Annotated in this window: 19 protein-coding genes; all 19 read right to left on the bottom strand. The window is 58.7% G+C overall.

Annotated elements, in window-relative coordinates:
* Nucleotides 1-4: 4 nt before the first annotated feature.
* The 19 genes from ACR0DB_RS05945 to ACR0DB_RS05855 all read right to left on the bottom strand — a co-directional run bounded on the left by ACR0DB_RS05945 (nt 5) and on the right by ACR0DB_RS05855 (nt 12078).
* On the bottom strand, nt 5-607 hold the full coding sequence (locus ACR0DB_RS05945) for an NADH-quinone oxidoreductase subunit J (protein WP_170752153.1): 603 nt from the start codon (nt 605-607) through the stop codon (nt 5-7).
* Entirely contained in the window at nt 604-1014 is a 411-nt protein-coding gene (locus tag ACR0DB_RS05940) for a carboxymuconolactone decarboxylase family protein (protein ID WP_170769279.1), read from the bottom strand. Before ACR0DB_RS05940 ends, ACR0DB_RS05945 begins: the two co-directional genes overlap by 4 nt.
* A complete protein-coding gene (gene nuoI, locus ACR0DB_RS05935; RefSeq protein ID WP_480549507.1) occupies nt 1011-1505 on the bottom strand; it encodes an NADH-quinone oxidoreductase subunit NuoI in 495 nt (164 codons plus the stop codon). Before nuoI ends, ACR0DB_RS05940 begins: the two co-directional genes overlap by 4 nt.
* A 1-nt stretch (nt 1506) precedes the next feature.
* The gene (gene nuoH / locus ACR0DB_RS05930; protein WP_170769277.1) at nt 1507-2544 is read right to left on the bottom strand and encodes an NADH-quinone oxidoreductase subunit NuoH; all 1038 of its coding nucleotides are present in this window, start codon (nt 2542-2544) and stop codon (nt 1507-1509) included.
* Entirely contained in the window at nt 2537-2752 is a 216-nt protein-coding gene (locus ACR0DB_RS05925; RefSeq protein ID WP_170769276.1) for a hypothetical protein, read from the bottom strand. The genes nuoH and ACR0DB_RS05925 overlap by 8 nt, the downstream gene beginning before the upstream one ends.
* Nucleotides 2749-4770 carry an NADH-quinone oxidoreductase subunit NuoG gene (nuoG, locus tag ACR0DB_RS05920; RefSeq protein WP_170784218.1) on the bottom strand — a complete coding sequence of 674 codons (2022 nt, stop codon included), beginning with the start codon at nt 4768-4770 and terminating at the stop codon, nt 2749-2751. The genes ACR0DB_RS05925 and nuoG overlap by 4 nt, the downstream gene beginning before the upstream one ends.
* Nucleotides 4771-4773: 3 nt before the next feature.
* Complete coding sequence (locus ACR0DB_RS05915) at nt 4774-5178, bottom strand: DUF5333 domain-containing protein (RefSeq protein WP_170769274.1); 405 nt, start codon at nt 5176-5178, stop codon at nt 4774-4776.
* 98 nt (nt 5179-5276) lie between these two features.
* Nucleotides 5277-5660: a hypothetical protein gene (locus ACR0DB_RS05910; RefSeq protein ID WP_480549505.1), complete on the bottom strand. Its 384-nt coding sequence runs from the start codon at nt 5658-5660 to the stop codon at nt 5277-5279.
* Nucleotides 5660-6076: an MAPEG family protein gene (locus tag ACR0DB_RS05905; RefSeq protein ID WP_480549503.1), complete on the bottom strand. Its 417-nt coding sequence runs from the start codon at nt 6074-6076 to the stop codon at nt 5660-5662. Before ACR0DB_RS05905 ends, ACR0DB_RS05910 begins: the two co-directional genes overlap by 1 nt.
* 2 nt (nt 6077-6078) lie before the next feature.
* Entirely contained in the window at nt 6079-7377 is a 1299-nt protein-coding gene (nuoF, locus tag ACR0DB_RS05900) for an NADH-quinone oxidoreductase subunit NuoF (RefSeq protein ID WP_170784214.1), read from the bottom strand.
* Between the two features lie 12 nt (nt 7378-7389).
* On the bottom strand, nt 7390-7608 hold the full coding sequence (locus ACR0DB_RS05895) for a DUF5337 domain-containing protein (protein ID WP_480503119.1): 219 nt from the start codon (nt 7606-7608) through the stop codon (nt 7390-7392).
* A gap of 30 nt (nt 7609-7638) precedes the next feature.
* Nucleotides 7639-8745: an NADH-quinone oxidoreductase subunit NuoE gene (gene nuoE / locus ACR0DB_RS05890; protein WP_480549501.1), complete on the bottom strand. Its 1107-nt coding sequence runs from the start codon at nt 8743-8745 to the stop codon at nt 7639-7641.
* The gene (locus ACR0DB_RS05885) at nt 8745-9968 is read right to left on the bottom strand and encodes an NADH-quinone oxidoreductase subunit D (protein ID WP_170352614.1); all 1224 of its coding nucleotides are present in this window, start codon (nt 9966-9968) and stop codon (nt 8745-8747) included. Before ACR0DB_RS05885 ends, nuoE begins: the two co-directional genes overlap by 1 nt.
* Nucleotides 9968-10090, bottom strand: a complete 123-nt coding sequence (locus ACR0DB_RS05880) for a hypothetical protein (protein WP_257599041.1) — start codon at nt 10088-10090, stop codon at nt 9968-9970. The genes ACR0DB_RS05885 and ACR0DB_RS05880 overlap by 1 nt, the downstream gene beginning before the upstream one ends.
* A gap of 1 nt (nt 10091) precedes the next feature.
* Nucleotides 10092-10268 carry a hypothetical protein gene (locus tag ACR0DB_RS05875; RefSeq protein WP_480549499.1) on the bottom strand — a complete coding sequence of 59 codons (177 nt, stop codon included), beginning with the start codon at nt 10266-10268 and terminating at the stop codon, nt 10092-10094.
* Nucleotides 10269-10273: 5 nt separating this feature from the next.
* Nucleotides 10274-10873: an NADH-quinone oxidoreductase subunit C gene (locus ACR0DB_RS05870; protein WP_480549497.1), complete on the bottom strand. Its 600-nt coding sequence runs from the start codon at nt 10871-10873 to the stop codon at nt 10274-10276.
* The gene (locus tag ACR0DB_RS05865; protein WP_480549495.1) at nt 10866-11192 is read right to left on the bottom strand and encodes an antibiotic biosynthesis monooxygenase; all 327 of its coding nucleotides are present in this window, start codon (nt 11190-11192) and stop codon (nt 10866-10868) included. Before ACR0DB_RS05865 ends, ACR0DB_RS05870 begins: the two co-directional genes overlap by 8 nt.
* Entirely contained in the window at nt 11189-11722 is a 534-nt protein-coding gene (locus tag ACR0DB_RS05860) for a NuoB/complex I 20 kDa subunit family protein (RefSeq protein ID WP_037307875.1), read from the bottom strand. Before ACR0DB_RS05860 ends, ACR0DB_RS05865 begins: the two co-directional genes overlap by 4 nt.
* Nucleotides 11713-12078 (bottom strand): NADH-quinone oxidoreductase subunit A, encoded by a 366-nt coding sequence (locus ACR0DB_RS05855; protein WP_050602775.1) that lies wholly within the window; start codon nt 12076-12078, stop codon nt 11713-11715. Before ACR0DB_RS05855 ends, ACR0DB_RS05860 begins: the two co-directional genes overlap by 10 nt.
* Nucleotides 12079-12122: the final 44 nt, after the last annotated feature.

Raw genomic sequence — 12122 nt, 5'->3', positions numbered from 1 at the left:
AATCTCACAACCCCTGCCCCGGTTTCACGTCCTTCAGCTCCATCGCCTTGGCCGGGTCGCGCATCATCTGGCCGATGATGTCCTGACGCTTGATGTCTTGACGGTGGCGCAGGGTCAGCACGATGGCACCGATCATTGCCACCAGAAGGATCAAGCCCGCCAGTTGGAACAGAAGGAAGTATTGATCGTACAGGATGACGCCCAGAGCCTCGGTATTGTGGCGGTCGGTCGGAACCGGTTGCGCCAGATTGGCCTCAACACCCTGCGCGCTGTCCCAGGCCCCAAAGGCCATGACGAACTGCATCAGGATTACCAGACCGATCAGCAGGGCCAGCGGCATATAGCGCGCCATCTCGGCCTTGAGCTCGGCAAAATCCACGTCGAGCATCATCACCACGAACAGGAACAGAACCGCGACCGCACCGACATAGACGATGATCAACAGCATCGCCACGAACTCGGCACCCAGCAGCACGAACAGACCCGCCGAGGACAGGAAGGACAGGATCAGCCACAACACTGAGTGCACGGGCTGGCGGCTGATCACCGTGAACAGGCCGCCGGTGATGGCGCTGATGGCAAACAGATAGAAGGCAAAGACGGTCATTGATCCTTATCCTCGTTGTCGCCCAGAACCTCTTGCGCCAGTTCCAGCGCACGGGTCATGGCCGGGATGCCGGCAAAGACCGACATCTGCCCGATCGTTTCGACGATCTCTTGTTTCTTGGCACCGGCCTCCAACGCGTGGCGCACGGTCTGACGTACCGCTGAATCCGCTTGCGCGCCCTGCATGGTCAGCCCGGCCAACGTCAGCAACAGGCGGGTCTTGGCGTCCAGCCCGTCCTTGTTGACGGTGTTGCCGAACATCATTTCCATGACTTCTTTCGGCATCGTCGGCCAAAGCGCTTCGAACCCTTTCGGCGAAAAGTTCTCCATCGCCGGATTCATCGCCTTCGCCATGTCCTGCGCCTGTTTCATCATCAGTTCAAACGGGTTCGAGCTTTTGTCGTTCATCGGTACGGCGCGTCCATTTCCAGATTACGGGCGATTTCAGCCTCCCAGCGCTCGCCATTCGACAGGAGTTTTTCCTTGTCATAGAAAAGCTCTTCGCGGGTTTCCGTGGCGAATTCGAAATTCGGACCTTCGACGATGGCATCGACCGGGCAGGCCTCTTGGCAGAAGCCGCAATAGATGCACTTGGTCATGTCGATATCGTAACGCGTGGTGCGGCGGCTGCCATCTTCGCGCGGTTCGGCGTCGATGGTGATGGCTTGGGCCGGGCAGATCGCCTCGCACAGTTTACAGGCAATGCAGCGCTCCTCGCCATTGGGATAGCGGCGCAGGGCGTGTTCACCGCGAAAGCGCGGGGACAGAGGGCCCTTTTCGTGCGGATAATTGACCGTGGCCTTGGGGGCGAAGAAGTACTTCAGCCCCAGCTGAATGCCGACCCAGAAGTCCTGCAACAGGAAGTATTTGGCGGCGCGGGTATAGTCGATTTGGGTCATATCAGCCTCCAACGCTCCAACGGGCGAACGCGCCCCAGAACCAGTCGAATTTCGCCGCGAAGGCCACGAAAACCACCCATACCAGCGAGAATGGCAGGAACACTTTCCAGCCCAACCGCATCAGCTGGTCATAGCGGTAGCGGGGTGTGATTGCCTTGACCATCGCGAAGAGGAAGAAGAAGAACGCCATCTTCGCGACCATCCACAGAACGCCATCCGGCAGGCCCGGGATCGGCGACAGCCAGCCACCAAAAAACAGCAGCGAGATCAGCGCGCACATCAGGAAGATGGCGATGTATTCGCCTGCCATGAACAGCAGGAAAGGAGTGGCCGAGTATTCGACCTGATAGCCTGCCACCAGTTCCGATTCTGCCTCCGGCAGGTCAAACGGTGGACGATTGGTTTCGGCCAGTGCCGAGATAAAGAACAGGAAAACCATCGGGAAATGCGGCAGCCAGTACCAGCTGAAGAAGCCGAACCGACCGTCCTGTGCCTCGACGATGTGTCCAAAATTCATCGACCCGGTCGAGATGATCACGCCTATAATGATCAGGCCCAGCGAAACCTCGTACGAGATCATCTGCGCCGCAGACCGCAGCGATCCAAGGAACGGGTACTTTGAGTTCGACGCCCAACCGCCCATAATCACGCCATAAACTTCCAACGAGGATACGGCAAAGACATAAAGGATCGCCACGTTCAGGTCGGACAGCACCCAGCCATCGTTGAACGGGATCACCGCCCAGGCGATCATCGCCAGCACGAAGGAGGTCAGCGGAGCCAGCATGAATACCGTGCGGTCGGCACCTGCCGGAATGACAACCTCTTTCACCACGTATTTCAGCGCATCCGCCACAGATTGCAGCAGGCCATAGACGCCCACCACATTGGGGCCCCGACGCATCTGGACCGCGGCCCAGATCTTGCGGTCGCCATAAACGAGGAACAAGAGCGAGATCATCACAAAGGCAACGACTGCAAGCACTTGCGCCAGAATGATGATGGCAATTCCGCCTGGGGTGTTAAAGAATTCAGCCATTGGTCCTCACACCGTGGGTATTCCGTTTTCCGCGTGCGATACGAAGGCCATATGCCTGCGCATTTTGCGGTTGGGTCGGCGCGTTGGTGTAAACAGCATCTGCCGCCATTGCGCCACCCTTATTGTTGAATTTCACACGCAATTCGGGCGCGGCGATCTGCCACCCGGCACTCGCCCCTGCCTGCGATATGAAAACTGTCTGGTTCATTCCGCCGCAATCTTTTCGGATTTGCGGGCCTGTGCCTGCGCCGAAAGCTCGGCCATTAGCTGCGAGGCACGTGCGATAGGGTTGGTCAGATAGAAATCCTTGATCGCATATCGGAAGCTGGCATCACCTAGTTTTCCCGATTCCAGCGCTTGAACTTCGTTCTCGACGACTTCGTCGATCTGCGCCAGATGCGGGACCGCCTCGATCAATGCAGTGCGCAGTTGCGCCAGCGAGTCGTAGGGCAGTGTCGCGCCCAACTCGGCCGACAAGGCCCGCAGGATTGCCCAGTTTTCCTTGGCGTCACCCGGTGCAAACCCGGCGCGCATGGCCAGTTGCGGACGGCCTTCGGTGTTCACGAACAGGCCATTTTCCTCGGTATAGGCCGCGCCAGGCAAGATCACGTCGGCACGGTGCGCGCCCCGGTCGCCATGGCTACCCTGATAGATCACAAAGGCACCCTCGCCAATCTCGACCTCATCCGCGCCGAGGTTGTAGATCACGTCAGCGGCACTGATCGCTTCCATGCCGCCTTCGTTGGTAGCATCCACATCCATCGCACCTACACGAGACGCAGCAGTGTGCAGAACAATCAGGCCGCTTTCGGTATTTGCAGCGATGGTTTGCGCTGCGGCCAGAACAGCGGCCCCGTCAGCCTCTTGCAAGGCACCCTGACCCACGATGACCAGCGACGGCTTGGCCTTGATCTCATCATCCCCGCCCATATCCAGCGCAGCTTGCAGCGCCGCGCGGTCGTCGCCCATATGGTGATATTCATAGGTCAGATCAACGGCGGACCCGACCAGAGCAACCTCAGCGCCATGCGCCCACGCCTTGCGGATGCGGGCGTTCAGAACCGGAGCTTCGTCGCGCGGGTTGGTGCCGATCAACAGGATACGTTCAGCGCTGTCGATATCCTCGATCGCAGCGGTGCCAGCATAGGCCGCACGGTTGCCCGCCGGCAGCTTAGCCCCGTCCGTGCGGCATTCGACAACACCGCCCTGCCCCTCGATCATCTGTTTCAATGCAAAGGCGCCCTCAACCGGAACAAGATCACCCACGATCCCGGCCAGCTTCTCGGCGCCTTTAAGCGTCTCGGCGGCCTTGGTCAGCGCCTCGGGCCACGAGGCCGGGCGCAGTTTGCCGTTTTCGCGCACGTAAGGCTTGTCCAGACGCTGACGGCGCAGGCCATCCCAAACAAACCGCGTCTTGTCGCTGATCCATTCCTCGTTCACGCCGTCATGGTTGCGCGGCAGGAACCGCATCACTTCGCGGCCCTTCGTGTCCACGCGAATGTTCGAGCCCAGAGCATCCATAACATCGACGCTTTCGGTCTTGGTCAGCTCCCACGGACGGGCGGTGAAGGCATAAGGCTTCGAGGTCAGCGCCCCAACCGGACATAGGTCGATAATGTTGCCCTGCAGGTTCGAATCCAACGTCTGGTTCAAGTACGAGGTGATCTCGGCATCCTCGCCACGCCCCGTCTGGCCCATCTGAGTAATCCCGGCGACCTCGGTCGTGAAGCGCACGCAACGCGTACAGCTGATGCAACGGGTCATTGCCGTTCCAACCAACGGCCCCAGATCCAGATCATCGACTGCGCGCTTAGCTTCCTTGAAGCGCGTGCCGGACAAACCATAGGCCATCGCCTGATCCTGCAGATCACACTCGCCGCCCTGATCGCAGATCGGGCAGTCCAGAGGGTGGTTGATCAGCAGGAACTCCATCACGCCTTCGCGGGCCTTCTTGACCATGGGCGAGTTCGTCTTGACCACTGGCGGCTGGCCTTCCGGCCCCGGCCGCAAGTCGCGCACCTGCATCGCGCAGGACGCGGCGGGTTTCGGCGGGCCGCCCACAACCTCAACCAGACACATCCGGCAGTTCCCGGCAATCGACAGACGTTCGTGGTAGCAGAAACGCGGCACCTCGACCCCGGCCTCTTCACACGCCTGAATCAGGGTCATCGCACCATCGACTTCGATTTCCTGCCCGTCGATATTGATCTTGCGGAGGTCAGACATGGTCTAGTTCGCCCTCAAATAAACGCCAATGGCGCTGTTTCTTTCGATTTCCTTCTGCCCCAACGAGCAGAATGTTTCAGGAGAGTCATACGTCACCCCCTGCTGCGCCAGATACGCCTCGCCTTTGGCGCGCATCCGGTCTTTTTCAGCATCGGATTCTATATACGCCCGGATTTCCTTGTCCGAGTACCCCAGTTTGTTCGCTTTCGACCGAAGATCCCACAACACGCCAATCGCCTTGAGCCGTCGCCCACTGACGGTGGGGCAAATCTCGGAAATCTCATTTGCGATCGCGATATAGTAAAGCTGATCGTCGATCTCTTTGACCTCGCGCAAAGGCGGTTTGGCATCCGCTGAAACCGGCAGGGTCAGCACGGCGGCCAAGGTCAGCATCTTCATTCCAGACATCACAGATCCTGTCGTCTTGGGAAACCCAAGACGACCGGTGTGCGCTGCGCTATGCAATAACACGTCGCGCAATCCTGCGTGATATGCGGAAAATCGCGTCATGGACGACGGCACCGCCCGATAAAGGTGATCTTGTCATCGCTGATGCGCAGTTTTTCCGTCTCTGTAAACGGCCCCACGGCCCAGTCGATACGGGACGAGCCAAAATTGGCAATGCAGAACTTGATAGCCTCATGCTGTGCTGCCGCGCGCGCGCCATCCAGCGAGGTCGAGACGTCGTTTACCAGGACGGTAAAATCCGTAGGCGAGGCCTTTTTGTCCACCTGCTTGACCTTGGTTTTGAAGAAGTGACCGTCAAAGGCCACACGCTGTGAGGACGGTGTTATGACGCCGCAGGCCGACACCAGCATCAAAGCGATGATCGCAGAACCCAAGGGGGGGCGCGCGCGTTTTCTTACAGATGAAAAATCTACCTGCTGCATCAGAACGCCGCCACCAGTGTCATCAGGCCTATCACGAACATGCAGACCCACCCCAACACATAAAGAACCGAACGCAACCCACTGTTTGGCTTTCCGATTCCACGAATATGCACTACCAGCATCACAAGTCGCGCAACCAGTGCGATCGACGCCAGTAGGTTCACCCAGAACGGGCTGACCCCCATCAGAACCGCCGCCACAACCACTGCTGCAAAAGCAGGCAGGGTTTCCGTCCCATTCAAATAGGCTCGGTTCAGTCGATAGGCCTTATCTGCATAGTCTTGCGACGGTGTAGCCCCCGGTGCCAGCCCCTTGGCCGTCTTTGCCAGTGCCGTGAACGGAGCCATGAAAAGCACCACCAGGGTGAAAACCATCACCGAGGCAATTGCGTGGCCGTATTCTGCGAAGACGTCCATGGTTATTCCGCCGCCATCGCGCCGCTGCGACCGGATTTTTGCGCTTTGATGCGATCCTCGATCTCTTCGCGGAAATTGCGGATCAGACCCTGGATCGGCCAAGCAGCCGCGTCGCCCAAGGCGCAGATTGTGTGACCTTCGACCTGTTTGGTCACATCGAACAGCATGTCGATCTCTTCCAGCTCAGCCTCACCGCGCACCAGACGATCCATCACGCGCATCATCCAGCCGGTGCCTTCGCGGCACGGCGTACACTGGCCACAGCTTTCGTGCTTGTAGAACTTCGACAGCCGCCAGATTGCCTTGATGATATCGGTGGATTTGTCCATCACGATCACCGCAGCCGTCCCAAGCCCCGAGCCCAGATCGTTGCGCAGGTAATCAAAATCCATGATTGCGTCGCGCATATTCTCGCCGCGCACACACGGAACTGACGAGCCGCCCGGAATCACCGCCAGCAAATTGTCCCAGCCGCCGCGAATACCGCCGCAATGGGTCTCAATCAGTTCCTCAAACGAGATCGACATCGCTTCTTCGACCACGCAGGGATTGTTCACATGGCCCGAGATCGCAAAAAGCTTGGTGCCCGCGTTGTTCTGACGGCCAAAGCCCGCAAACCAATCCGCGCCTCGGCGCAGGATCGTCGGCACAACGGCAATCGATTCCACATTGTTCACGGTCGTTGGGCAGCCATAGAGGCCTGCGCCCGCCGGGAACGGAGGTTTCATCCGCGGCATGCCCTTCTTGCCCTCAAGGCTTTCGATCAGGGCGGTTTCCTCACCACAGATATAGGCCCCGGCCCCGTGATGCAGGAACAGGTCAAAATCCCAGCCCGATCCGGCGGCGTTCTTGCCCAGCAGACCAGCATCGTAGGCTTCATCAATCGCCGCCTGCAGCGCCTCACGCTCGCGAATATACTCACCACGCAGATAGATGTAGCAAGTATGCGCATTCATCGCGAAAGAGGCGATCAGGCAGCCCTCGATCAGCGTATGCGGATCATGGCGCATGATCTCGCGGTCTTTGCAGGTGCCGGGCTCGGATTCGTCTGCATTCACAACCAGATAGGCCGGACGACCGTCGCTTTCCTTGGGCATGAACGACCATTTCAAACCGGTCGGAAAGCCCGCGCCGCCACGACCGCGCAGGCCTGAATCCTTCATCGTCTGGATGATCCAGTCACGGCCCTTTTCGATCAGGCCAGCCGTGCCGTCCCAATGCCCGCGTGCCTGTGCGCCCCGCAATGTGCGCTCATGCATCCCGTAGATGTTGGTAAAGATCCGGTCCTGATCCTTCAGCATCGCGTGTTACCTTCAGCTGTCCTGGCGCATACGCCAGAGTTGAAAAATGTTGATGCCCGCATAGATGAAACCTGCCAGAGCGGCAAAATCAAACAGCAGCGCATAACGGCCCGGCAGCCCCAACTGCGGACCGACAAAAGACATGGCAAGCCACAGCACCATCGTCGCAGCGATGACGATGCCGATGTGACGGCCCTTTCGGGCTATGGCCTGTTCCTTGTCTTTGTCCATCTCATCCCGATGCCCCGGATGGGCACCCGCTTAATCCTCGTAAGTGCCGTCTTCCTTGGCACGTTTGGCAAAATCGGTCTCTTCCCCCGCAGCCAGACTGTTTGCCTGCGCAACCCAGCCATCGCGTTCAATCCGCCCCCTGAACTTCAACCGAGCGTCCACCCAAGCGATATTCCCGGCCGTCCAATTCGCGATCTGGTCATAGTGGTAGACGCCCAGATCGTTCAGCTTTTCTTCCAGTTTCGGCCCGACACCCTTCAGCATCTTCAGATCATCAGCCTTGCCGCCACGCGCTGCAGCCAGTGTTTCGGGCTGGTCCTCATCCGCCGCTTTGGCCTTCGCCTCTTCAGCCTGCTTCACAGCAGGTTTCGGCGTCGCACCCTCTTTCGGAGGTTTCGGCGCCGCTTTGGTCGCGGTCGCCTTGCCATCCTTGCCCAACCACGGGGTCAGGATCGGAACCTCTGTCCCGTCGATACGCTTGACGGTGTCGCCCAAATCGGTCGCCAGCTCAACACTGGCATTGTGTTCAGGCTTGCCCGCCTCGTATTCCGTCAGGCTGCTGAGGCCTCTGAGCGGTTCAGCCGCGTAACGCCCGTTCTGTGGGCCCGGTGTCGGCACCTTGCCCGCCGCCAGATCATCGATGATCTTGCCAAAGCTCTCGGCAGTCAGGTCTTCGTAGTAATCCTTGCCGATCTGCGCCATCGGCGCGTTGGTGCAAGAACCGAGGCATTCAACCTCTTCCCAGCTCAGCTTACCATCGGCCGACAGCGCGTGCGGCTTGGCCGCGATCTTTTCCTTGCAAACCGCGATCAGGTCCTCGGCCCCGCAGATCATGCAGGACGTCGTGCCGCAGACCTGAATATGAGCTACCGATCCAACCGGTTGCAGTTGGAACATGAAATAGAACGAGGCGACCTCAAGCACGCGGATATAGGCCATGCCCAGCATATCAGCGACGGATTCAATCGCCGGGCGGGACAGCCAACCCTCTTGTTCTTGCGCGCGCCACAGCAGCGGGATGACCGCACTGGCCTGGCGGCCTTCGGGGTATTTGGTGATCTGCGCTTCGGCCCATTGCTGGTTGGCAGCGGTGAAGGCGAAAGTACCGGGTTGTTCGGGGTGAAGACGGCGGAGCATTAGCGGTCAATCTCTCCAAATACGACATCCATGGTGCCGATGATGGCGGCGACGTCGGCCAGTTGGTGCCCTCCGGCGACGTGGTCCATGGCTTGCAGGTGCAGGAAGCCCGGCGCGCGCAGTTTGGCGCGGTAGGGTTTGTTGGTGCCGTCGGCCACAAGATAGACGCCGAACTCACCTTTAGGGGCTTCGACGGCGGCATAGACCTCGCCCGCGGGGACGTGGAAGCCTTCGGTATAGAGCTTGAAGTGATGGATCAGGCTCTCCATCGAGGTCTTCATGTCCGAGCGTTTCGGCGGGGTGATCTTGCCGCGTGCCAGAACGTCTCCGGGGCATTCGCGGATTTTGGCGATGGCCTGGCGGATGATCAGCAGTGACTGACGCATCTCTTCCATTCGCACCAGATAGCGGTCATAGCAGTCGCCATTCTTGCCGACAGGGATCTGGAACTCGAACTCGTCATAGCATTCATAGGGCTGCGCACGACGCAAATCCCATGCCAGACCCGAGCCGCGCACCATCACGCCCGAGAAACCGTATTTCTGAATGTCATCCTCGGTCACGACGCCAATATCGGCGTTGCGCTGTTTGAAGATGCGGTTTTCGGTCAGCAGCCCGTCAATGTCGTCCAGAACGGCGGGGAATTCGTGGCTCCACGCTTCGATATCATCCAGCAGTTCTGGCGGCAGGTCCTGATGCACACCACCGGGGCGGAAATAAGCGGCATGCAGGCGGGCACCACAGGCACGCTCATAGAACACCATCAGCTTTTCGCGTTCTTCAAATCCCCAGAGCGGCGGCGTTAGAGCGCCCACGTCCATCGCCTGCGTGGTCACGTTCAGCAGGTGGTTCAGGATGCGCCCGATCTCGGAATACAGAACCCGGATCAGCGAACCCCGGCGCGGCACTTCCACGCCGGTCAGTTTCTCAATGGCCAAACACCAGGCATGTTCCTGGTTCATCGGCGCCACGTAGTCCAGACGGTCGAAATACGGCAGGTTTTGCAGATACGTCCGGCTTTCCATCAGCTTTTCGGTGCCACGGTGCAGCAGACCGATATGCGGGTCGCAGCGTTCGACGATCTCGCCGTCCAGCTCAAGAACCAGACGCAGAACCCCGTGCGCCGCTGGGTGTTGCGGGCCGAAGTTAATGTTGAAGTTGCGGATCTTCTGTTCTCCGCTCAGCGCGTCCGTGCTGCCGTCATCGTATCTTGAGCCGTCCATCAACGCCCTCGTTTCTTCTTTGCCTCGGCCCGAACCCGGACCTTTTCGGCCTCAGCCGCCTTGGCTGCGGCCCCTGCAAGCAAGACGCCCAAAGCGCCCAAAATGATCAGTTCGCCCATCATGTCAGTGTCGCTCCGTCTCTTGCAGCTTCATGGCCATCATCCACAAAAGGACAATCACAGCCGGAGAGATGACGCAGGCAAACGCCCAGTTCTTGTTGATCCCGAAATGCGGCAGTAGCTTGATCATCGGTACGATCGTTACGACCACCAGAACTATCCAGATCAGGAACTCAAACATGATGGCTACTCCTGTTTTTCATCCCCTGGTAGGATGTAATTCGCACCTTCCCATGGGGACATGAAATCGAACTGCCGGTATTCCTGCACCAGACTGACCGGTTCGTATACGACGCGCTTTTCAGCCTCGTCATAGCGAACCTCGGTATAGCCCGTCGTCGGGAAATCCTTGCGCAGCGGATAGCCGCGGAAGCCATAGTCAGTCAGGATCCGCCGCAGGTCGGGGTGACCCGAGAACAGGATGCCGAACATGTCGAACACCTCACGTTCGAACCAGTTGGCCGAGGGGTGAACATCCACGATCGAAGGCACCATATCCTCTTCGCGCACCGAAACCCGCAGGCGAATGCGCTGGTTCTGATACATCGACAAGAAGTGATAAACCACATCGAACCGCTTGGCCCGCTCGGGGTAATCGACGCCGGTGATATCAACCAGAGACGAGAATTTGCAGTTCTGGTCCGTCCGAAGAAATTCCACGAATTCCACAAGGTTCGATGGGGCCACATCCACGTTCAGTTCGCCATGGGACACATCCCAGGACAGAACACAATCGGCCCGCTTCAGCTCAAGCTGCGCGCCGAGTTCTTTGAGCGCTTCACTCATCGCGTCCCTCCTGAAGAACTTCGTCATAAAACGTTGCTTCGGCATCGTATGACTTGAAAAACTTCGCCATAAAATCAGGCATGACCGTCTTTTCGGCGTTTTGGCCAGCGTAAGCCACAATAGCCGCCATATCGCGCCATTTTGTTAGCACGACGATGTGGCAAGGGTCCTGCTCGCGTCTGACCAAGAAGGAAACTGACAGGAACCCGTTCAGGGTGCGCATTCCGGGCAAAGCACGGGTACGAAATGTCTCAACCCAGCCCGGAACTTCCTCCCGAGCGACAACGGCTTCCCAGCGCCTGACGACAGCACCACTCATCGGACAATCGTCCCCGTTCGGCGGATTTTGCGTTGCAATTGCATCAGACCATAAAGCAGCGCCTCGGCGGTCGGAGGGCAACCGGGCACGTAGATATCCACCGGAACGATGCGGTCGCAACCGCGCACAACGGAATAGGAATAGTGGTAATACCCGCCCCCATTGGCGCAGGACCCCATCGAGATGACATAACGCGGCTCGGGCATCTGGTCATAGACCTTGCGCAGCGCAGGGGCCATCTTGTTGGTCAGCGTCCCGGCCACGATCATCACGTCGGACTGACGCGGGGAGGCACGCGGTGCGATGCCAAACCGTTCCGCATCATAGCGCGGCATCGAGGTGTGCATCATCTCAACCGCGCAGCAGGCCAGACCGAATGTCATCCAGTGCAAAGACCCGGTACGCGCCCAGTTGATGATGTCCTCGGTTGAGGTCAGCAGGAAACCCTTGTCCTGTAACTCGGCATTCAGGGCCTGGGTGGCGACTTCTTTATCGACGCCGGCGGTGTTTGCACCCGTCATCACTCCCATTCCAAGGCCCCTTTCTTCCATTCATAGGCAAAGCCAATGGTCAGAACGCCCAAAAACACCATCATGGACCAGAATCCCACATCGCTGATGTCTTTGAAGCCAACGGCCCAGGGGAACAGGAAGGCGATTTCCAGATCGAAGATGATGAATAGGATTGAGACTAGGTAGAACCGGACATCGAACTTCATCCGCGCATCGTCAAAGGCGTTGAAGCCACATTCATATGCGCTGACCTTTTCAGGGTCGGGATTGCGGACAGCCAAAACCACAGCGGCCAGAATCAGGACGATCCCAAGGCCTACGGCAACGGCCAGAAACACCAGAATCGGGAGGTACTCCCGCAGCAGGTCTTCCACGAATAGCTCCTTTCCTGCGCATACCCCCTAAGGGTGCGCCGTCA

The organism is Ruegeria sp. AB6 (genome assembly GCF_056542685.1).
The sequence above is the reverse complement of the archived record's forward strand: the minus strand, read 5'-3'. Positions and strand labels throughout refer to the sequence as shown.

Excerpts from the sequence above, each read along its gene's own strand:
- ACR0DB_RS05885 (WP_170352614.1), bottom strand. The coding sequence starts at position 9,968 with ATGGACGGCTCAAGATACGATGACGGCAGCACGGACGCGCTGAGCGGA.
- ACR0DB_RS05895 (WP_480503119.1), bottom strand. The coding sequence starts at position 7,608 with ATGGACAAAGACAAGGAACAGGCCATAGCCCGAAAGGGCCGTCACATC.
- ACR0DB_RS05875 (WP_480549499.1), bottom strand. The coding sequence starts at position 10,268 with ATGTTTGAGTTCCTGATCTGGATAGTTCTGGTGGTCGTAACGATCGTA.
- ACR0DB_RS05940 (WP_170769279.1), bottom strand. The coding sequence starts at position 1,014 with ATGAACGACAAAAGCTCGAACCCGTTTGAACTGATGATGAAACAGGCG.
- ACR0DB_RS05870 (WP_480549497.1), bottom strand. The coding sequence starts at position 10,873 with ATGAGTGAAGCGCTCAAAGAACTCGGCGCGCAGCTTGAGCTGAAGCGG.
- nuoH (WP_170769277.1), bottom strand. The coding sequence starts at position 2,544 with ATGGCTGAATTCTTTAACACCCCAGGCGGAATTGCCATCATCATTCTG.
- ACR0DB_RS05905 (WP_480549503.1), bottom strand. The coding sequence starts at position 6,076 with ATGGACGTCTTCGCAGAATACGGCCACGCAATTGCCTCGGTGATGGTT.
- ACR0DB_RS05880 (WP_257599041.1), bottom strand. The coding sequence starts at position 10,090 with ATGATGGGCGAACTGATCATTTTGGGCGCTTTGGGCGTCTTGCTTGCA.
- ACR0DB_RS05865 (WP_480549495.1), bottom strand. The coding sequence starts at position 11,192 with ATGAGTGGTGCTGTCGTCAGGCGCTGGGAAGCCGTTGTCGCTCGGGAG.
- nuoG (WP_170784218.1), bottom strand. The coding sequence starts at position 4,770 with ATGTCTGACCTCCGCAAGATCAATATCGACGGGCAGGAAATCGAAGTC.
- ACR0DB_RS05910 (WP_480549505.1), bottom strand. The coding sequence starts at position 5,660 with ATGCAGCAGGTAGATTTTTCATCTGTAAGAAAACGCGCGCGCCCCCCC.
- ACR0DB_RS05945 (WP_170752153.1), bottom strand. The coding sequence starts at position 607 with ATGACCGTCTTTGCCTTCTATCTGTTTGCCATCAGCGCCATCACCGGC.
- ACR0DB_RS05860 (WP_037307875.1), bottom strand. The coding sequence starts at position 11,722 with ATGGGAGTGATGACGGGTGCAAACACCGCCGGCGTCGATAAAGAAGTC.
- nuoI (WP_480549507.1), bottom strand. The coding sequence starts at position 1,505 with ATGACCCAAATCGACTATACCCGCGCCGCCAAATACTTCCTGTTGCAG.
- nuoE (WP_480549501.1), bottom strand. The coding sequence starts at position 8,745 with ATGCTCCGCCGTCTTCACCCCGAACAACCCGGTACTTTCGCCTTCACC.
- nuoF (WP_170784214.1), bottom strand. The coding sequence starts at position 7,377 with ATGCTGAAGGATCAGGACCGGATCTTTACCAACATCTACGGGATGCAT.
- ACR0DB_RS05915 (WP_170769274.1), bottom strand. The coding sequence starts at position 5,178 with ATGTCTGGAATGAAGATGCTGACCTTGGCCGCCGTGCTGACCCTGCCG.
- ACR0DB_RS05925 (WP_170769276.1), bottom strand. The coding sequence starts at position 2,752 with ATGAACCAGACAGTTTTCATATCGCAGGCAGGGGCGAGTGCCGGGTGG.